This window comes from Halomonas sp. SpR8 (assembly GCF_031010195.1).
Lineage (GTDB): Bacteria > Pseudomonadota > Gammaproteobacteria > Pseudomonadales > Halomonadaceae > Vreelandella.
Genome location: NZ_JAUAMC010000009.1, coordinates 90,943 through 109,920 on the forward strand (window position 1 = coordinate 90,943; position 18,978 = coordinate 109,920).

The following is an 18,978-nucleotide window of genomic DNA, read 5'->3' on the forward strand; positions in this document are numbered from 1 at the left end:
TTAAGCTCCAGGCAGTTCAGTGGCGGGCAGCGGCGTCCATTTCTGTTCGCTTTGGGCGCTGGTGGTGACGGCTTCGATAAACGCCATACCGCGTAGCCCGGAGGCCATGCCGGGAACACCCTCAACGTCGCCTTGGTGGCCCTGATAAATCGCCTGGGCAAAGTCGCGGTAGAGGTTGCCGAGTGCTTCCAGATAGCCTTCGGGGTGGCCGCCGGGTAGGCGCAGGCGCTGCATTGCGCTGGGTAAAAGGTCGGGTTGGTCGATGCCCGCACGGAGCGTGCGCATGGGGGCTTGAAGTGGGCGGTAGAACAGGGTGTTGGGTTCCATCTGGTGCCACTCCAGTGCTCCTTTGTCGCCGTAGATGCGTATTTTGAGCGCGTTCTCTTCACCGCTGCAGACCTGGCTGGCCACCAGGGTGCCGCTGGCGCCTTGGTCGGTGCGCATCAGTACATCGCCATCATCGTCCAACTGGCGGCCTTCGGCGTGGCTGGCAAGGGAGGCACACAGCTCGCTAATCCGATGCCCGGAGATAAACTCGGCAAGGCCAAAGGCGTGAGTGCCAATATCGGCCATGCAACCACTGATACCAGCGAGCGCAGGGTCGGTGCGCCAGGCGGCCTGTTTATTACCCTGCTGTTCTAAACGTTCACCTAGCCAGCCCTGGGGGTACTCAACATGAATTTTGCGGACTCTACCTATTTGCCCAGCGCTGACCATTTCCTTGGCTTGCCAGACCATGGGGTAGCCTAAGTAGGTATGCGCCAGACCATAGAGACAGCCGCTGGCTTGCCAGCTTTCTGCTAAGCGCTGGGCTTCGCGTAATGACACCCCTGCAGGCTTTTCGCAGAAGACGTGAAAGCCTGCCTGCATCGCCGCCTCGGCGATGGGCACGTGAAGGTGATTAGGCGTTGCGATCACCAATAGCTGCATGCGCTCTTCTGCGGGAAGTTGCTGCTCACTAGCCAGTAGCTGCTGCCAGTCGGCGTAAATACGCTCGTCGGGTAGGTGGCACGCTTCGCCGGTCAGTTGGTTGTTATCCGCTGAACGGCTAAAGGCCCCACACACTAGCTCGCAGGCGTCGTCAAGGCGTGCGGCTAAGCGGTGAACCTGGCCTATAAAGGCCCCTTGCCCGCCGCCGATCATGCCGATGCGGGTACGTGATTGCTCGGGTCGCGGCATAGGTAGGCTCCTGTTTTAAATATTACGTTTGTTTATATGCGCGGTTGTTGAAACTGTTCTTAACAGGGTTGTTAAAACCGTTATTAAAGCTGTTCGTAAAACCGTTCTTAAAAAGCAATGTAACCGGTTACATTAAGGTTGAAATTAGGCCGTCATGCTGTGAGCGTCAATGCGACAAAGGTCTATCGGTGTTGAAAAAGTGTCGTTAAATAGCGCGCTGAGTTTAACGCTGGGATGCGTTAAGCTGAGATAAATAGTGCCGCGCAATCATCTGCCAACGGCGATTAAATAACGTTAAGAGAGTCCATGACCAATATACGTAAGGTCGCCGAGTTGGCGGGGGTGTCGGTAGCGACAGTGTCGAGGGCGTTGAAGTCGCCGGATATCGTCTCACCCGTGACCCGTGAAAAAGTGCTCAAGGCGGTTGATCAAGCGGGCTATAAGCCTAACTTGATGGCGGTGCAGTTTCGTTCTCAACGCACTTATAACCTGGTGGTTTTGGTGCCTACCATTGCCAACACTTTCTTCGCGCGGGTCATCAGCGGCATTCAGGAAGCTGCCCAAGAGCGTGGCTATGGCGTACTGCTTTGCAATACGCTTGGCAATGAGGCGATGGAAACTCAATACGCCAGCTTAGTGAGTACACGCCAGGCGGATGGTGTGGTTCAGTTACGCGCTTTCAATCCGTTTTCTGACAATGCCTTTCCCGCCGGGGCGGCATTGCCCATGATCAATGCCTGTGAGGTGCTGGACGACGCGCCATGTCCTACCGTCAAACTGGATAACCGCGCGGCGGCGCGTGAGGTCACCGAGCACTTGATCGCCTTGGGGCATCGGCGAATAGGCATGATAAAGGGCCCACGGCGCAGCCCGTTAACCCGCGACCGCCAATTGGGGTATCAGGATGCGTTGAGCGCGGCGGGTATTGCCTTGGATGAGCGCTTGTTGTGCCCTGGCGATTTCACCCCTCTTGCGGGTTATCAGGCGGCTGAAACGCTTATCGCGTTAACAGAGCGACCCACTGCCATTTTCTGTGAAAGTGATGAGATGGCGATAGGCGCAATGAGTCGTATCAAAGAATCGGGACTAAGCGTTCCGAAGGATATTTCGGTGGCAGGTTTTGACGATATAGCGTTCGCTTCTTACACCGATCCGCCATTGACCACCATTGCTCAACCGGCGGAAGCGTTTGGGCGAGAAGCCGTCGCGATGTTGATTGACGTGCTGGAGGGCCAAAAGGTCGAAAATCTGGTGATGCCTTACACCCTGCTAACCAGGGCGAGTACTGCACCGTGCCAACTTTAGGCGTCTTTCTTTCGTGCGCTAAGTGCATACAATAAGTGAGGCTTTATCAAAAAGCCTCACAGCTACTATCCACGCATACTACCCAACGCACATCATAAAAATAGCTAAAAAAGGATCTACCATGACGCTGACACGCTCAATAGCTCACATCACCGCTGGCTTGGCCGGTGCGGCACTGCTGACTGCCTCCCTTTCTGCCCAGGCACGCGAACTCTCGGTTTCTACCGTTCTGTCTGACGCTTTCCCCTGGGGGCAGGCGGCGGAGAAGTGGGCCGAACTGGTGGAAGAGCGCAGCGGCGGTGAACTCACGCTGCGGGTTTACCCCAACTCTCAACTGGTTTCCGGCGACCAGACCCGTGAATTTTCCGCTATGCGCTCCGGGTTGATCGACGCCGCGGTGGGTTCGACCATCAACTGGTCGCCCCAGGTGCCGGAACTTAACCTGTTCTCTTTACCTTTCTTCATTCCCGACGAAGTCGCGGTGGATGCGGTCACCGGTGGGGAAGCGGGTGAACTGGTGTTTGAAGCCATCGAATCCCGCGGCGTTATTCCGCTGGCGTGGGGTGAAAATGGCTTTCGCCAGGTCTCTAACTCTCGTGGGCCGATTAGTCAGCCGGATGACTTGGACGGCCTAAAAATCCGCGTTGTCGGCTCGCCGTTGTTTCAGGATACCTTCTCGGCACTGGGTGCTGACCCGACGCAAATGAGTTGGACGGATGCCCAGCCCGCGCTGACCACCGGTGCGGTAGACGGTCAGGAAAACCCTCTTTCGGTGTTTGATGTGGCGCGCATCGATCAGGTCGGTCAGGAACACTTAACGCTCTGGAACTACATGAATGACCCGCTGATTTTTGCGGTCAATCAGCAGGTCTGGCAAACATTAAGCGAAGAGCAGCAAACCATGCTGCGCGAAACTGCTGTAGAAGCCGGAGAGTGGGAAATTGCCATGACCCGGGAAGAGGAGAGTGAGCGTCTAGCGGCTATTCAAGAGCGCGGCGTGACCGTCACTGAGTTGACCGATGAGCAGTACCAAGCCTTTGTTGAAGCTACCCAGTCCGTTTACGAAAAATGGGCGCCGCGGATTGGTGAAGAGGTGATCGAGGCCGCGCAAGCTGCCATCGATGCTCGCTAACTACCTTTGATGTTGTCACTCCCGGCCTTATAGGGCTGGGAGTTTTTTTGCTGTGAGGCTGCCATGAAAGGCTTTCCTGATGCGCGCCCTGAACGCTGGCTGGGCGCGCTGGCATTAATCATTATTTCGTTGATTAGTTTAGGCAATGTGATTACGCGTTACTTAACCGGCGGCTCTTTTTCGTTCACTGAGGAGTTTTCCGTATTTCTACTTGTGGTGCTGACCTTTGCGGGCGCTTCCGTGGCACTGCGGCGTAACCGGCATATTCGCATTGGTTTTCTGGAGCGCGTATTGCCCGCTCAGTACCGTCGTGCTTTGATTCTTTTTCAAGCGCTCTGCGGCGCCATCGTACTGGGATTGATCACCTGGTACGGCGGTAAGTTAGCCTGGCAAGAGTATCAGTGGGAGTCGCTTTCGCCAGGGCTTGGCCTGCCCCAGTGGTGGTATTTAGTCTGGCTGCCGGTGCTTTCCGCGGCCATGTTCTGGCGCCTGTTCCAGCAAACCGCTGACCGTTTGACGGGGAGGCTCACTGATGAGCCCTGATGTGTGGATGATTCTGGCCTTTGCGGGGCTGCTGATTGCGGGTGTGCCGGTGGCGTTTTCATTGGCGCTTTCTGGGGCAGTGGGCATCGTGCTGGGTTTGTCGCCGGATATGCTGGCCACGATGGGTACCAATACCTACAACAGCATCGCCAAGTATCCGTTAATCGCGATTCCGCTGTTTATTTTAACCGGGCTTATTTTTGAGCGTTCAGGCGTGGCACTGCGTTTAGTGCGTTTCGCCCAAGCGCTGATTGGCCCACGCCACGGTGGTTTGGCCTTGGTCGCGGTGCTGGTGTGCATGATTATGGGCGGCATGAGCGGTTCGGGCCCCGCGGATGCGGCGGCGGTGGCGATGGTGATGCTGCCGAGTATGACCAAAGCCGGCTACCCCAAGCCATTTTCCGCCACGCTGATTGCCGCGTCGGCGTCCACCGCTATTCTGATTCCGCCTTCGGTGGCACTGATTCTCTACTCGATTGTGGTACCGGGTGTCGATTTGCGGGCACTTTTCGCGGCGGGGCTATTTCCCGGCATTCTCGCCGGACTGGCGCTGCTGGTGCCCGCGATGATTGTTTCCAAACGCTACGGCTGGGAAGGTGGCACGCCGGTAGAGGGCGCCGAACGTCTCAGCATACGCACTACGTTTAAGCAGGCGATACCGGCGCTGTTTGCACCGGTATTGATTTTGGGCGGTTTGCGTTCAGGGCTGTTTACACCTACCGAGGCCGCGGTGGTGGCGGTTGCCTATGGGGCAATTGTTGGGCTGTTTTTAACCCGTGAGTTGTCGCTGCGCGATTTATGGGAGTTGCTGGGCGAGGCGGCGATTATCTCCGGGGTGGTGATGCTGATTATCGCCCTGGCAGGTATTTTTGCCTGGGCAGGTACCATGCTTGGCACCTTCCGTCACTTAGCCGAGTGGATTATTAGTTTGACCGATAACGGCGTGTTGCTGCTGATTTTGGTGATGTTGGCGGTGCTTGTCGCTGGGATGCTACTAGACGCCATATCGATTTATCTGATCATGATGCCGATTCTGATTCCCGTGATGCAGCACTTTGAGTGGAACCCGGTGTGGTTTGGGATTCTCTTGGCGATGAACATTGCGATTGGCCAGTTTACCCCGCCGGTAGCCGTGAATTTGATGGTGACCACTGAAGTAGCCAAGATTCGTCTGGAACAAACCATAAGCTGGGCGTTGCTATTTGTTCTTGCCATGGGCTGCGCTCTGGCGTTGGTGGCCATATTTCCTGCCATCGCGCTGTGGTTGCCCAATGCATTGGGTTACAACGTGTGACTAGTGTTCAAAAAAGTTCATAAGATGACGCTTAAGTCGAGTAAGCAGCAAATATCATTATTGCTCATGCAAAATCGGTATGGATATTAACGCTTACTAAACGTTAACTGCCGCTAAACTACTATCTTTTAAGGCGAAAATGCGTTCTAAATAAGGACGGTGCTATTTGCCTTTACCAAACACGGTTTTCTCGTTAAAGGCTGTATTTTGTTAAAGGCTATATGTTTCGCTAAAGACCTGGTTTTTCGCTAAGGTAGTATTAGCAGGCAGACAAAATAGCTGCTTGTAATAGGCTACCTTAAAAGCGTTTTGGAACAAGACCACCTGAGGGAACGTTTCATCAGGTGATTACAAGACGTGTAGTGCTCATAACGTCAATATAAATACAGAGGTGTGTTCATGAAACGCCATACATTTTCTACCGCTGCATTCTCCGGTGCATTACTTACCGCCGCCGCCTTCGCTTCACCGGCAATGGCGCAGGAGGAAGAGCAATTCATCACTATCGGCACCGGTGGCCAAACAGGTGTGTATTACGTGGTCGGTCAGTCGATTTGTCGCCTGGTAAATCGTTTGGAAGACTCCAATATCAAGTGTAATGCACCTTCCACTGGCGGTTCCGTCGCCAATATTAATGGCATCAAGTCCGGCGAGTTGGACATGGGTGTCGCGCAATCCGATGTGCAGTATCAGGCCTACAATGGCACTGGGAATTTCGAAGGTGACGCCTACGAAGACCTGCGGGCCGTGTTCCGCGTTCACGGTGAACCTTTGACCCTGCTGGCGCGTGCTGATTCAGGCATTGAGACCCTCGACGATCTGGAAGGCAAGCGTGTCAATATCGGTAACCCAGGCTCAGGCCAGCGCAACACCATGGAAGTGGTGATGGACGCCAAGGGCTGGACTGAAGATACCTTCTCTCTGGCTTCTCAGCTTGATGCCGCTGAGCAGGCTGCGGCACTCGCCGATAATAACGTCGATGCCATGGTGTATGTGGTGGGCCATCCCAATGGCTCTATTCAAGAGGCTACTACCACCGTTGAGGCGCGCCTGATTCCACTGAACGATGAAGATATTCAGGGCATTGTCGATGAATACCCTTACTACTCCACATCGGTCATTCCGGGCGGCCTGTATCGCGGTAACGACGAAGATGTTGAAACCTTCGGTGTCGCGGCGACCTTTGTAACCACCGCAGAGGCTGACGAAGAAGTTATTTACCAGACCGTCAAAGCGGTTTTTGATAACTTTGATCGTTTCAAGCGCCTGCATCCGGCCTTTGAGAATCTGAAACCGGAAGAAATGGTGACACAGGGTCTTTCCGCACCGTTGCATGATGGAGCGGCGCGTTACTACCGTGAACAAGGCTGGATCGAGTAATCATGTAGCCTGAGGTATTGCTACCTTGGTAAGGAATGCGCGGCGACCCGAGGGTGCCGCGCATTCTGGTTTTGAATGTTGATGGGGCATTTCGATATGGCAATTAAGCGTCAATCGACTCGGAGCAGGGCAGGCATATGACAGACGATAAGAACAGGCCTTCGGGAGCCGGAGTAGACTTGGAGGATATGGTCGCCTCCAGCGACACGGGAGCCCGTAAACCAGCCGGTATGCCTGGGAAGCTATTGGTAAGCATTGCGGCAGCGTGGTCTCTTTTTCAACTGTGGATCGCTTCCCCAGTGCCCTTTATTCTGGGTTTTGGCGTCTTTAATGCCACGGAAGCCCGCTCTATTCACTTAGCCTTTGCGCTGTTTCTGGCGTATATGGCCTATCCGGCACTCAAGCGCTCGCCTCGTGACCGTGTTCCAATCCAGGATTGGGTGCTTGCGGCGGCGGCGGCCTTTTGTGGCGCTTACATGTTCATGTTTTACGAGCAGTTATCCCAGCGCCCCGGTGCGCCGATACTGCAGGACGTCATTATTGGCATAGCCGGGATATTATTATTGCTTGAAGCGACGCGTCGAGCGCTTGGCCCGCCGTTAATGATCGTGGCGTCGGTTTTTCTTGTCTATAGCCTGGCTGGTCCTTGGATGCCGGGTATTCTTTCCCATGGCGGAGTAAGTCTCTTCGGCTTGATTAACCACCAGTGGTTGACGACTCAGGGGGTCTTCGGTATTGCCCTGGGGGTTTCAACCAGTTTCGTGTTCCTGTTTGTATTGTTCGGTGCCTTGCTCGATAAGGCTGGCGCTGGCAATTACTTTATCAAGGTAGCGTTCTCGCTGCTTGGTCACTATCGCGGTGGGCCAGCGAAGGCCGCCGTGGTGGCTTCGGCCATGACTGGCCTGATTTCCGGCTCTTCGATTGCCAATGTTGTCACCACCGGTACCTTTACGGTGCCGATGATGAAGCGCGTTGGGTTTTCTTCAGAGAAAGCGGGTGCTGTCGAAGTGGCGTCATCGGTCAATGGTCAGATTATGCCACCGGTGATGGGGGCAGCCGCTTTCCTAATGGTCGAGTATGTTGGTATCTCGTATGTCGAGGTGATTAAGCATGCCTTTCTGCCCGCGCTGATTTCGTATATTGCGCTGGTCTATATTGTTCATCTTGAGGCCCTGAAGGCCAATATGCAGGGGCTTAAAAGCAGCAACCCACCCAAGCCGCTGGTCAACAAAGTAATCGGCTTCCTGGGTGGTTTGCTGCTTATGATGGGCACTGCTCTGGCGGTCTATTACGGTCTTGGCTGGCTCAAGCCGGTACTGGGCGATGCCACACCCTGGGTGGTGGCTGTTGGGCTGACAGTCATCTATATCGCCCTGCTTAAATTGGCGGCAGGTTATCCCGAGCTCGAACTCGATGATCCTAACGAGCCGATCTTTTTGCTACCGCAAACAAAGCCGACGGTGCTAGTGGGCTTACAGTACATCCTGCCGGTCATTGTGCTGGTCTGGTGTCTGATGGTGGAGCGGTTGTCGCCTGGGCTGTCTGCCTTTTGGGCCACGGTATTTATGATCTTTATCATTCTTACTCAGCGTCCTATTACGTCGATTTTCCGGGGTCGCAGCGATATGCGTGCGGATCTGCGTGAAGGCGTTATGGACCTGTGGAGCGGTCTGGTTACCGGTGCCCGCAATATGATCGGTATCGGCATCGCCACGGCCACCGCCGGTATCATCGTCGGTGCCGTCTCCCAGACTGGCGTAGGTCTGGTGCTGGCAGAGGTGGTGGAAACGCTTGCCATGGGTAACTTGATGCTGATCTTGTTGCTTACCGCAGTGCTTAGTTTGATTCTCGGTATGGGGCTGCCCACGACGGCTAACTACATCGTCGTATCGGCGCTGTTGGCGCCGGTCATCGTCAGCTTGGGCGCTCAAAATGGTTTGCTGGTGCCGCTGATTGCGGTACATCTGTTCGTGTTCTACTTCGGCATCATGGCCGATGTTACGCCGCCGGTGGGGCTGGCGTCCTTTGCCGCGGCGGCAGTTTCGGGGGGCGATCCGATTCGCACCGGCTTCCAGGCGTTCTATTACAGCCTGCGCACCGCGGCGTTACCGTTTTTATTCATCTTTAACACCGACCTGCTGTTGATAGATGTGACCTTCCTTCAGGGGGTGCTGATCTTTGTGGTGTCGACCATCGCCATGTTGATCTTCGCCGCCGCGACCCAGGGCTTCATGATCACGCGCAACCGCTGGTATGAGTCTATCGTGTTGCTGCTGATTGCGTTCACGCTGTTCCGCCCCGGTTTCTGGATGGACATGATTCATGATCCCTATGAATCTATCCCCCCCGCGCAGTTTGTCGAAGCGCTGGGCGAGGTCGACGAAGACTCTACCCTGCGCTTACAGATTGCCGGCCTCGATGACTATGGCGACCCCATGACCACCTATATGACGCTACCGGTGCCTGACGGCGAAACAGGCCAGGAGCGGCTCGCTAATCTGGGCATGGAGCTGTTTATTGAAGACGGCACGGCAACCGTGGATATGGTGACCTACGGCAGCCAGGCGGCAGAACTTGGTTTCGACTTCGATCAAGAAATCATTGAGGTACTGGCTCCCGTCGACCGCTGGACGAAAGAGCTGATGTGGATTCCTGCCTTCCTGATCTTTGGGCTGATTGTACTGATGCAGCGTCGCCGCCGTGATAACACGTCAGCCGCGGCCACCGCATGAAGGAGAAAGCCATGTACAGCAAGATCATGTTGCCGGTGGATCTGAACGAGGCGTCTTCCTGGTCGAAGGCGCTACCCACAGCCTTGACGCTATGTCGGACCTTCGATGCCTCGCTGCATGTAGTGACGGTACTGCCGGACTATCGCATGCCCATGGTGGGCTCCTATTTCCCCAAGGACTTTGCCAAAAAAGCGCATGCGGCGATCACCGCTGCGCTGCACGACTTTATCAAGACGAATGTGCCTGACGATATTCAGGTACAAAGTGTCATTGTGGATGGCTCACCCTGGGAGGCGATTATCAAGGCAGGCAAAAAGTTGGATGTTGACCTAATCGTTATGGCCTCTCATACCAAACGTAAGTTCGTCGATTATGTGCTCGGACCCAATGCAGAGCACGTGGTGCACCATGCCAAAATGTCGGTAATGATCGTGCGCTAGCGATTATGCTTGTGTGGGGCTATCCGCATAGGAAGAACCAAGAACTCCGGGCAGCTAGCTCGGAGTTTTTTTATGGCTGTCGATAGCGTTTTTGACTATATCTAATTTTACTAACACAGCAATTTAATTGACGCTTTGTAGCTATTTCGTGGATTTTTTGTACGCGTATCTCAAAGCGCCACTCCCCGAAAGCCCGGGTCAGCTACATTAAGAGAGTATTAAAAAATAATGTGAGGCCATTAAGTTGGCGTTAATACAATCAACAGGTAACCAGCGTTGATGCGTTTGAGGTAAATCCTGAATCCAGGATTTATATCAGGAACGACAGGAGTAATGCCATGAATGAGGCTACAACAAAAACAAACCACTCTTCGGATCAGCCCAGCGTTAAAATCACTATCAATAAGGTGGGTTTGGATCGACCCAGGGCGTGGTTAGCTGCAGGCGTAGAGGATTTTCGTCATGCGACGGTCGTAAGTCTCTCTTATGGCATGTTCTGGGTGGGCCTAAGTATCGCTATTACCCTAGGCGCTTTCACCATGGGGTACTGGTATTGGCTGCTGCCCATGATCGCTGGCTTTATGTTTATTGGTCCGCTGGTAGCGGTGGGTTCGTATGGCATCAGTCGGGCGTTGGAGCGCGGTCAAGTGCCTAACCTGGGCGATGCGTTTGGCAGTTGGAAACCCCATGCGGGACAACTGGCAATGATGGGGGTCATGATGATGATCTTCTTCCTCGCCTGGATACGCCTGGCAACGCTTCTCTTTGCACTGTTTTTTGGCTTTGAAGTTCCCAGTCCCGCTACACTTTACACCTCACTCCTGACCACTTCTGAAGGTTTAGGAATGTTAGCGGTTGGCACGGTGGCTGGCGGTATATTGGCTTTTGGCGCCTTCGCTATCAGCGTTGTAGCGATTCCCACGCTGATGGATCAGGATCTCACTTTTATGGAGGGTATCGAGGCCAGTGTCCGCTGTGTCGCGCGTAATTTCCGTGTGATGCTGTTATGGGCAGTGATTCTTACGCTGTGCGTTCTAGTGGGGGTAATGACCTTCTATATTGGCTTGGCGCTGATCTTGCCAGTTCTAGGCCATGCAAGCTGGCACGCCTATGAAGAGCTTGTACGCATTGAGCCCTTTGAGGAAGGAAAAACGTAACTCAACTGTGAATATTTATAACGCTCTGGTTGCTAAAAATAGCGTCGAAACACAGTATTTATCCTGACCTGCTTAAGGAGATAGCGTAGTCTTTACGCTATCTTCTTATATTGCTTCTGGCTGTAATAACCAGAGAGCGATCTTGCGTGAGGTGTTCACTGTGAAAGCGTTGTTAATGGGATGGGTCGTGCTGATGTTTAGCACTCCTCTGGCGGGGCTTGCTGAATCAGCTGATGACTTAGATGCGCCCAACGGGCCCGTTATCTTGACCGTTAGCGGTAATATTGACCATACCAACGTGGGCAGTGAAGCGCAGTTTGACCGGGCTATGTTAGCGGCGTTACCGCAGCACGAGTTTGAGACCAGCACACCTTGGACAGAGGGCAGTAGCCACTATAGTGGCCCGTTAATGCGTGATTTGCTGGCGCGATTAAGCCTGGGGTCTGATGCAGCTGATGCAGTTCTTGTCTCTGCGCTTAACGGCTATGAAGCCGAAATACCGGTTAGTGATTTTAATGATCACAATGTGATCTTAGCCATGAACAAAAATGGTGAGGCGATTCCAATTCGAGAATATGGCCCTTTGTGGGTGCTCTATCCCTTTGATCAAGATGAAACGCTGCTAAGCGAAAAAATTCGCTTTAGAGCGGTATGGCAGGTTATGCAGATTAATGTCCTCTAGCGCTTCTAATGCGCAGGCCTCCAGTCTACTGCGTTATCCTCTTCGTTTTAAGCTCGTTGCTATTGTTGCGGTGTTGCTGTTCGCTGCAGCGCTGGTCGTTGCCACCTTGGCGGCTTGGCGGCAGGAGAATCTCTCTCAAAGCCTGCGAGAAGATACGGCATGGGTTGTCTATAAACTGGATCGCGATGCGGTACAGCTACTGAACCATTTGCTGGCAGTGACCCGCGCGCCGTTATCACCTGCGAATCACGAGGAGCTAAATCTCCGCTTTGAGTTACTCTATAGCCGCATCACGCTGCTTAACGACGGCGAAGTCAGCAATCTGCTGCAACAGATCAATGCCGCCCGTGAGCTACTGGCCCAAATCCAACAGCAGCTTGATGTGCTGGATATTATGTTTACGCCCTTCAATGCGCTCGAACCCTACGGGGCCATTAATCAGTTGCCGGTAGCGGCGTTGGAAGATGAACTACAGGCGCTAACACAGCTAACGGAAAGATTGGTCATTGCGATTAATGGCTATTTAGCTGAATCGGCGACGGAAGAGCGTGCTCAGCTTAGCCTGCTCTATAAGCTACTTATGAGCCTAATTATTGGCATGAGCTTGGCAGCGTTTTTGGTCATTGCCTTTTTGGTGCGCGAAATGCGTGAGAGCGCGGCGATAAGGCGGAGCCAGGAGCAGCTTGGCCAACAGTTGGAAGTCACCGCCAAACAGGCGCAGGCGGCGAATCAAGCCAAGTCAGACTTTTTAGCCATGGTCAGCCATGAGATTCGCACGCCACTGAACGGTGTTATCGGCATGAGTGAGCTGTTACGCGAATCAGTCAGCCCTGCCCAGGTGGAAGATTACGCCCACACAATCCACGATAGCGCCAATCAACTGCTGGCGATGATCAATGAAATTCTCGATTTCTCAAAAATCGAAGCCGGCCACTTAACCCTTGAAACATCGCCCACGGAACTCAAACCTCTGATTGATAGCGTGGCGGTGCTGTTTGCGCCCCGAGCAAAAATGAAAGGGCTATCGCTGACGGTTAATGTGGATGCGCTGGTGCCCACCTGGGTGTTGGTCGATGCAGGTCGATTGCGGCAAATTCTGCTAAATCTTATTGCTAATGCGATCAAATTCACCGACCACGGTGAAGTTCGCGTGCGAGTCTCCTCCACGGTGGAGCAACTTCTTTTTGAGATCAGTGATACCGGCTGTGGCCTAAGCGAACAGCAACAACAACGTTTGTTTGAGCCTTTTCAGCAGGCGGATGCGTCGGTGGCACGTCGATTTGGTGGCACTGGGTTAGGGCTAGCCATTTGCAAACGGCTAAGCGAAGCCATGCAAGGTCGTTTAGGAGTAAAAAGTGCACCAGGCCAAGGTAGTACCTTCTGGTGCGAGTTGCCCTTGTTCGCCGCTGACCCGGTAGCAACATCACTGCCCCCAGCGCCTAAACGGGATTTTACCGGCACAACACTGCTGCTGGTAGAGGATAACGCTGTTAACCGCAAAGTCGCGATGGGCTTATTGGCGCGTTTAGGGTGCGATATCGTCTGGGCCGAGAGTGGTCATGACGCTCTGGCCATGGCCCAGTCGCAGCAGGTGCATCTGATCTTTATGGATATCCAATTGCCCGATATGGACGGCCTAACGGTCACCAAGCGTTTACGCGAACAGGGTGGGGTGCTAGCCTGTGTGCCAATCGTTGCCATGACGGCAGGCGGCGCTGAAGGTGACCGGCAACGCTGTTTGGCGGCGGGTATGGATGATTACATTACCAAGCCTCTGTCGCTCTCTGCCTTAAGTAACGTATTGGCGTTGCAGCTTTCGTCCTCCGACACGACGCCTTTACAGACGTCATCGATATCTCCAGAACTAACCAACGAGCAATCGCTGCTTAATGGCGACACTCTCAGCATGCTTAAAACGACGTTAGGGGATGCGAGCATAATCCAACTGATCATGCTTTATCACCAGCAAGTAAGCGATTACTCCGCGCAATTGGCTGCGTGCTTGGCTTCCGCGCCGTTAACGCCCGAGCAGGAACATCAGGTCGTGCGGCTTGCCCATCAGTTGCGTGGCGAGTCATTGAGCATGGGAGCCGACCAGCTTGCCGAGCGGGCAAAGCAACTTGAGCTATTAGCCACAACCCAGCGGGCCACCTCTCAGCAGCTTGATGAAGTATTCAGTGCGTTAAGGCTCGCAGCGGCGAATACGCATGCCGCATTGGAAAGGTGGCGCCGTGACCACTTATCAGTCTGAACAGGGTATTCTCACTGCGGCCAGTCAGCAGACTAACGCTAATCAGGCTGCGTTGGAACTGGCCGACGCTTTGCGCCACGAACACTTGGGCTTCGTGCTGTTCTTCTGCAGTGCGGAGTATGATTTGGCGGCTCTAGCAGATGCACTGGAAAGTAGCTTCCCCACCACGCCGCTCAGTGGCTGTACCACCGCTGGAGAAATAACGCCTGAAGGCTATGATCGTGGATCCATCGTGGCCATCGGCTTTGATCGCCGTCTATTTGCTATCGAAACGGCCCTGATCGATGATCTTGAGCATTTTGAGCTGGCCAACGCTCAGCCGCTGGTGGATACGCTGTTGCAGCGATGCCGTCACCAAGCCATCGCGCCGATCAAAGAGCACAGCTTTGCACTGACTCTATTGGATGGCTTATCCAGCCGTGAAGAGCAGGTACTCGCTACTTTAGACGCCGCGCTGGGTCGCATTCCCAGCTTTGGCGGCTCAGCAGGTGACGACAACCACTTAAGCCATACCCATGTTTATGACGCTGGGCGTTTTCATACCCGTGCAGCGGTGGTGGTGATGATTAACACTCGCCTACCGTTTGAAGTGTTTTCTACCCATCATCTAAACCCGCTGACCCACAAACTGGTGGTGACTGAGGCAAATCGTGAGCAGCGGCGGGTGGTTGAACTCAATGGTTTGCCCGCTGCTCAGGTATACGCTGATTTGGTAGGCGTCGCGCCGGAACAGCTTGGCGCAGCGGTTTTTGCCCGCCAACCCTTAGCCGTGCGCATTGGCGAACAGCACTATGTGCGCTCTATTCAGCGTGTTAATAGCGACCAGAGTCTGAGTTTTTACTGTGCGGTGGAAAACGGCATTGTGCTGACGGCCATGCAGCCGGCACCGCTACTGAATAATCTCAAAACAATGCTGGATGGGGTGAACGCCCGATTGGGTGAGCCAAGAGTGATTATTGGCTGCGACTGCTTTTTACGCCGTTTGGAGCTTGAGGCGCTAGAACATGTGAATCAGGCATCGCAGCTACTGCGCCAAGCCCACGTAGTGGGGTTTAATACCTACGGCGAGCAACACCATGGTATGCATGTGAATCAAACGTTTACGGGGGTGGCGTTTGGATCTTTTCCAATTAACGACATTTAACGCCGACGCGTCTGAAAAGTCGCACATAGCAGAGAGCACTGACGCTGTAGACATCGTGGCGCTGCGGGAAGAAAATCGCCGCTTGCGTAAGGTATGCCAGGCGCTGATCGAACGGGTGGAAACGGGAGGCCGCTCCGATGGCGCGCCCTATGCCGCGTTTGAGCGCTCGGTGTTACTTGCCGAGCAGGTGCGTGAGCGCACCGACGAGCTGCACCGCACCTTAGATGAGCTAAGCCAAGTTAATACGCGTTTATTAGCTGCGAAAGCCGAAGCCGAAGCCGCCAATCTATCCAAAACGAAATTTCTGGCGGCGGTCAGCCACGACCTGCTGCAGCCATTAAACGCTGCTCGTTTGTTTGCCAGCGCCTTAGAGACACACTCCCTGCCGGACGTCTCGCAAGCCCTGGTGGGCCATATTGGACGCTCGCTAAAGGATGTTGAAGGGCTGATAGGCACGCTGGTGGATATTTCGCGCTTGGATGCAGGAGTACTCCACGCCGATAAGGCGCCTTTTGCGGTGAGCACGCTGCTTGATGCGCTAGCCGAAGAGTATCGCCAAGTGGCCGGGGTGCGGGGGCTAGCATTGCACTACGTGCCTTCCAGTGCGGTGGTCGAATCAGATCTGGCGCTGCTGGCGCGGGTAATTCGCAACTTCTTAAGCAACGCAGTACGTTACACCGAGCAGGGCCGGGTGCTGCTGGGCTGTCGGCGCAGGCGGGATGGCCTGGAGATTATGGTGGGCGATACCGGCCCCGGTATTCCCGAACAGCAGCGCGACGCCATCTTTCTCGAGTTCCGACGCGCTAATCATTCTAGCAGTGCCCACAGCCGCGGCTTGGGGCTGGGACTGGCCATCGTTGATCGTATCAGCATCATGCTGGAGCAACCGATTACACTCGCTTCACGCTCCGGCGTGGGCGCGCTATTTTCGATTACCGTGCCCTATGCAACATCGGCTGCCCCCGCAGTAACGAACACACGTTACGCTCCGTCGTCTGACACTGGAGAGGATCCATTGAGCGGCTGTGTCATTTGGGTGATTGATGACGACCAGGCAATTATAGAAGGTATGCAGGCGCTGCTGGGTAGTTGGGGATGCCGGGTGCGGGCAGCGGCCACGGTAAGTGCTTTGGAGGCCACCAGCGACGGGGAGAGACCAGTGGTATTACTGGTGGATTACCACTTGGGCGAGCACCGCGAAACCGGTATTGAACTGGCCGCACGGCTGCAGCGACGTTATCCAGGCCTGGCAGCGGTGGTGATTACCGCCAATCACGAGGCGGAGATTAAGCGCGCCACCCGTGAAGCCGGCATGCACTGCTTGCTCAAGCCCCTGAAGCCCCTACGGCTGCGAATGTTGCTTGGTACACTGCTTAATAAAACCTAACGGGGCAGCCTAATGAGTACGATTGGCCCGATAAAAGCTTAGATCCTCCTCGCCGGCGATAACAATCGCGTGAACCCGGCTAGTGGCATTCAGCTTACGTAAAATCGCCGATACATGGGTCTTAACAGTGGTTTCGGCAATCAACAGCTCCCGGGCAATATGCTTGTTCGACATGCCGGTTGTCATACACGCCAATACCTCTAACTGCTTATCGGTTAAGCGCGCCAAGCGCTCGCTGGACGAAGAACCATAGGGGGTGGGTTGCGCCAAAGCAGTGCGCGGCGCTGGGCGGCGCATAACATCGGGCGGCAAGTAGAGCTGACCCTCAAGGATCTGCGTTAATGCGGCCAGCAGCGCTTCACGTGGTGTGGATTTGGGGATATAGCCCACCGCGCCTAAGGTAATCGCATCAAGCACCAACTGGCGCTCTTGGTGCGCGGAGACAATGGCCACCGGCAGCCAGGGAAATTCCTCACGTAGCTGCGTTAATCCCTCTAGCCCCTCGGCATCCGGCAGGCTTAAATCCAGGAGCAGCAGATCTAACTCTGTGTGCGTTTCAATGAACGTTTTGGCATCAGCGAGGCTCTCCGCTTCCAATAGCTGGCTACCTGCCAAGCCCCCGCTAATTACGGTTTGCAGCGCGTCGCGGAACAGCGGGTGGTCATCTGCCACCAACAGAGAATACATGGCGTCTCCTACCAAGGGATGAGGGCTAATCCTGCCATCGGGCTATATCGCCATTTGCTTTAGTGAACAACACTGTCAAAGCACATTAAAAAAGCACCTTTAATAATCATAATACTCAGGAGCCTTACAATGATCTACGCCAACCCTGGTGATACCGGTTCGCTGGTGTCATTTGAAAAACGCTATGGCAACTATATCGGCGGCGAGTTTGTCGCCCCGGTGAAAGGTCAGTACTTCGACAATATTAGCCCGGTGAATGGGCGCGTTTTCTGCGAAATTCCCCGTTCGACGGCTGAAGATATCGATAAAGCGCTGGATGCTGCCCACAAGGCGGCGCCTGCCTGGGGTAAAACCTCGGTTCAAGAGCGCAGCAATATTCTTTTGAAAATCGCTGACCGCATTGAACAAAATCTGGAAATGCTCGCGGTAGCTGAAACCTGGGATAACGGTAAAGCCGTCCGCGAAACCATCAATGCCGACCTCCCCTTAGCTGTCGATCACTTCCGTTACTTTGCAGGCTGCTTGCGCTCTCAGGAAGGCACCGCAGCGGATATCGACGCCAATACGGTTTCCTACCACTTCCACGAGCCGCTAGGTGTCGTTGGGCAGATTATCCCCTGGAACTTCCCGATTCTAATGGCTGTTTGGAAGCTGGCGCCTGCACTGGCCGCGGGTAACTGTGTGGTCTTGAAGCCTGCCGAGCAAACCCCAGCGTCGATTTTGAAGGTGGTTGAGCTGATTGGCGATCTGTTGCCAGCAGGCGTGCTGAATATCGTTAACGGCTTTGGCGCAGAGGCCGGCCAAGCGCTGGCAAGCAGCAAGCGCATCGCTAAAATCGCCTTTACCGGCTCTACCCCCGTAGGCTCGCACATTCTTAAGTGCGCTGCAGAAAATATCATCCCTTCCACTGTAGAGCTTGGCGGCAAATCTCCCAATATCTACTTCGCCGATATCATGAACGCCGAACCGACGTTTATTGATAAAGCGGTAGAGGGCTTGGTATTAGCGTTCTTTAACCAGGGCGAAGTGTGTACCTGCCCGTCTCGCGCGCTGATTCAAGAGAGTATGTACGACGAGTTTATGACCAAGGTTATTGAGCGCACCCAAACCATCAAGCGTGGCAATCCGCTGGATACCGATGTGCAGGTGGGTGCTCAGGCATCCCAAGAGCAGTTCGACAAGATCATGTCGTATATGGATATCGCCCGCGACGAAGGCGCCGAATTCCTCACCGGCGGGAATAAAGAGACCATGGACGACAGCCTCAACAGCGGTTATTACATTCAGCCGACGCTGCTCAAGGGTACCAACCAGATGCGCGTTTTCCAGGAAGAGATCTTTGGCCCCGTCGTGGCGGTGACCACTTTCAAGGATGAGGAAGAAGCGCTGGCGATTGCCAACGACACCGAGTTCGGCCTGGGCGCCGGCGTGTGGAGCCGTGATATCAACGTTGCTTTCCGCATGGGCCGTGGCATTCAGGCTGGTCGCGTATGGACTAACTGTTACCACCAATATCCCGCCCACGCGGCTTTCGGTGGCTACAAGAAATCCGGCGTTGGCCGCGAAACTCATAAAGTCGCGCTTGAACACTACCAGCAAACCAAAAACCTGCTGGTCAGCTATGACATTAACCCGCTTGGTTTCTTTTAACGCCTAAGCGAATTA

General features: G+C 54.4%; 15 protein-coding genes. 13 read left to right on the forward strand and 2 right to left on the reverse strand.

Annotation, left to right across the window (positions count from 1 at the left end; genetic code table 11):
* Positions 1-1,179, reverse strand: coding sequence for a Gfo/Idh/MocA family oxidoreductase (locus QT230_RS17205; protein WP_308323362.1), 1,179 nt, complete (start codon positions 1,177-1,179; stop codon positions 1-3).
* 306 nt (positions 1,180-1,485) lie between these two features.
* Between QT230_RS17205 and QT230_RS17210 the strand changes: the two genes are divergently transcribed.
* The 12 genes from QT230_RS17210 to QT230_RS17265 all read left to right on the forward strand — a co-directional run bounded on the left by QT230_RS17210 (position 1,486) and on the right by QT230_RS17265 (position 16,626).
* Positions 1,486-2,484, forward strand: coding sequence for a LacI family DNA-binding transcriptional regulator (locus QT230_RS17210; RefSeq protein ID WP_308323364.1), 999 nt, complete (start codon positions 1,486-1,488; stop codon positions 2,482-2,484).
* Between the two features lie 121 nt (positions 2,485-2,605).
* Positions 2,606-3,616, forward strand: a complete 1,011-nt coding sequence (locus tag QT230_RS17215) for a DctP family TRAP transporter solute-binding subunit (RefSeq protein WP_308323367.1) — start codon at positions 2,606-2,608, stop codon at positions 3,614-3,616.
* A gap of 63 nt (positions 3,617-3,679) precedes the next feature.
* Positions 3,680-4,159, forward strand: coding sequence for a TRAP transporter small permease (locus tag QT230_RS17220; RefSeq protein WP_308323369.1), 480 nt, complete (start codon positions 3,680-3,682; stop codon positions 4,157-4,159).
* Complete coding sequence (locus QT230_RS17225; RefSeq protein WP_308323371.1) at positions 4,149-5,453, forward strand: TRAP transporter large permease; 1,305 nt, start codon at positions 4,149-4,151, stop codon at positions 5,451-5,453. The genes QT230_RS17220 and QT230_RS17225 overlap by 11 nt, the downstream gene beginning before the upstream one ends.
* Before the next feature lie 399 nt (positions 5,454-5,852).
* Positions 5,853-6,833 (forward strand): TAXI family TRAP transporter solute-binding subunit, encoded by a 981-nt coding sequence (locus QT230_RS17230; RefSeq protein ID WP_308323373.1) that lies wholly within the window; start codon positions 5,853-5,855, stop codon positions 6,831-6,833.
* 137 nt (positions 6,834-6,970) lie between these two features.
* Complete coding sequence (locus tag QT230_RS17235; RefSeq protein ID WP_308323375.1) at positions 6,971-9,565, forward strand: TRAP transporter permease; 2,595 nt, start codon at positions 6,971-6,973, stop codon at positions 9,563-9,565.
* A gap of 11 nt (positions 9,566-9,576) precedes the next feature.
* Positions 9,577-10,005 carry a universal stress protein gene (locus tag QT230_RS17240; protein ID WP_308323376.1) on the forward strand — a complete coding sequence of 143 codons (429 nt, stop codon included), beginning with the start codon at positions 9,577-9,579 and terminating at the stop codon, positions 10,003-10,005.
* 338 nt (positions 10,006-10,343) lie between these two features.
* Positions 10,344-11,162 carry a DUF2189 domain-containing protein gene (locus QT230_RS17245; RefSeq protein ID WP_308323378.1) on the forward strand — a complete coding sequence of 273 codons (819 nt, stop codon included), beginning with the start codon at positions 10,344-10,346 and terminating at the stop codon, positions 11,160-11,162.
* Positions 11,163-11,337: 175 nt separating this feature from the next.
* Positions 11,338-11,844 carry a molybdopterin-dependent oxidoreductase gene (locus QT230_RS17250; protein WP_308323450.1) on the forward strand — a complete coding sequence of 169 codons (507 nt, stop codon included), beginning with the start codon at positions 11,338-11,340 and terminating at the stop codon, positions 11,842-11,844.
* Complete coding sequence (locus QT230_RS17255; protein WP_308323380.1) at positions 11,834-14,095, forward strand: ATP-binding protein; 2,262 nt, start codon at positions 11,834-11,836, stop codon at positions 14,093-14,095. The genes QT230_RS17250 and QT230_RS17255 overlap by 11 nt, the downstream gene beginning before the upstream one ends.
* Positions 14,076-15,239 (forward strand): nitric oxide-sensing protein NosP, encoded by a 1,164-nt coding sequence (gene nosP, locus QT230_RS17260; protein WP_308323382.1) that lies wholly within the window; start codon positions 14,076-14,078, stop codon positions 15,237-15,239. Before QT230_RS17255 ends, nosP begins: the two co-directional genes overlap by 20 nt.
* Positions 15,211-16,626, forward strand: a complete 1,416-nt coding sequence (locus QT230_RS17265; protein ID WP_374694479.1) for a hybrid sensor histidine kinase/response regulator — start codon at positions 15,211-15,213, stop codon at positions 16,624-16,626. Before nosP ends, QT230_RS17265 begins: the two co-directional genes overlap by 29 nt.
* Before the next feature lie 9 nt (positions 16,627-16,635).
* Here QT230_RS17265 and QT230_RS17270 read toward each other — a convergent pair whose 3' ends face one another.
* On the reverse strand, positions 16,636-17,313 hold the full coding sequence (locus tag QT230_RS17270; protein ID WP_308323384.1) for a response regulator transcription factor: 678 nt from the start codon (positions 17,311-17,313) through the stop codon (positions 16,636-16,638).
* Positions 17,314-17,442: 129 nt separating this feature from the next.
* Between QT230_RS17270 and QT230_RS17275 the strand changes: the two genes are divergently transcribed.
* Positions 17,443-18,963: an aldehyde dehydrogenase family protein gene (locus tag QT230_RS17275; protein ID WP_308323386.1), complete on the forward strand. Its 1,521-nt coding sequence runs from the start codon at positions 17,443-17,445 to the stop codon at positions 18,961-18,963.
* The last annotated feature ends 15 nt before the right edge of the window (positions 18,964-18,978 follow it).

Bases quoted from the DNA above. Each gene is read 5' to 3' on its own strand.
- QT230_RS17270 (WP_308323384.1), bottom strand. From the start codon at position 17,313: ATGTATTCTCTGTTGGTGGCAGATGACCACCCGCTGTTCCGCGACGCG.
- QT230_RS17205 (WP_308323362.1), bottom strand. From the start codon at position 1,179: ATGCCGCGACCCGAGCAATCACGTACCCGCATCGGCATGATCGGCGGC.
- QT230_RS17210 (WP_308323364.1), top strand. From the start codon at position 1,486: ATGACCAATATACGTAAGGTCGCCGAGTTGGCGGGGGTGTCGGTAGCG.
- QT230_RS17245 (WP_308323378.1), top strand. From the start codon at position 10,344: ATGAATGAGGCTACAACAAAAACAAACCACTCTTCGGATCAGCCCAGC.
- QT230_RS17275 (WP_308323386.1), top strand. From the start codon at position 17,443: ATGATCTACGCCAACCCTGGTGATACCGGTTCGCTGGTGTCATTTGAA.
- QT230_RS17225 (WP_308323371.1), top strand. From the start codon at position 4,149: ATGAGCCCTGATGTGTGGATGATTCTGGCCTTTGCGGGGCTGCTGATT.
- QT230_RS17250 (WP_308323450.1), top strand. From the start codon at position 11,338: ATGGGATGGGTCGTGCTGATGTTTAGCACTCCTCTGGCGGGGCTTGCT.
- QT230_RS17235 (WP_308323375.1), top strand. From the start codon at position 6,971: ATGACAGACGATAAGAACAGGCCTTCGGGAGCCGGAGTAGACTTGGAG.
- QT230_RS17215 (WP_308323367.1), top strand. From the start codon at position 2,606: ATGACGCTGACACGCTCAATAGCTCACATCACCGCTGGCTTGGCCGGT.
- QT230_RS17255 (WP_308323380.1), top strand. From the start codon at position 11,834: ATGTCCTCTAGCGCTTCTAATGCGCAGGCCTCCAGTCTACTGCGTTAT.
- QT230_RS17220 (WP_308323369.1), top strand. From the start codon at position 3,680: ATGAAAGGCTTTCCTGATGCGCGCCCTGAACGCTGGCTGGGCGCGCTG.
- QT230_RS17240 (WP_308323376.1), top strand. From the start codon at position 9,577: ATGTACAGCAAGATCATGTTGCCGGTGGATCTGAACGAGGCGTCTTCC.
- QT230_RS17230 (WP_308323373.1), top strand. From the start codon at position 5,853: ATGAAACGCCATACATTTTCTACCGCTGCATTCTCCGGTGCATTACTT.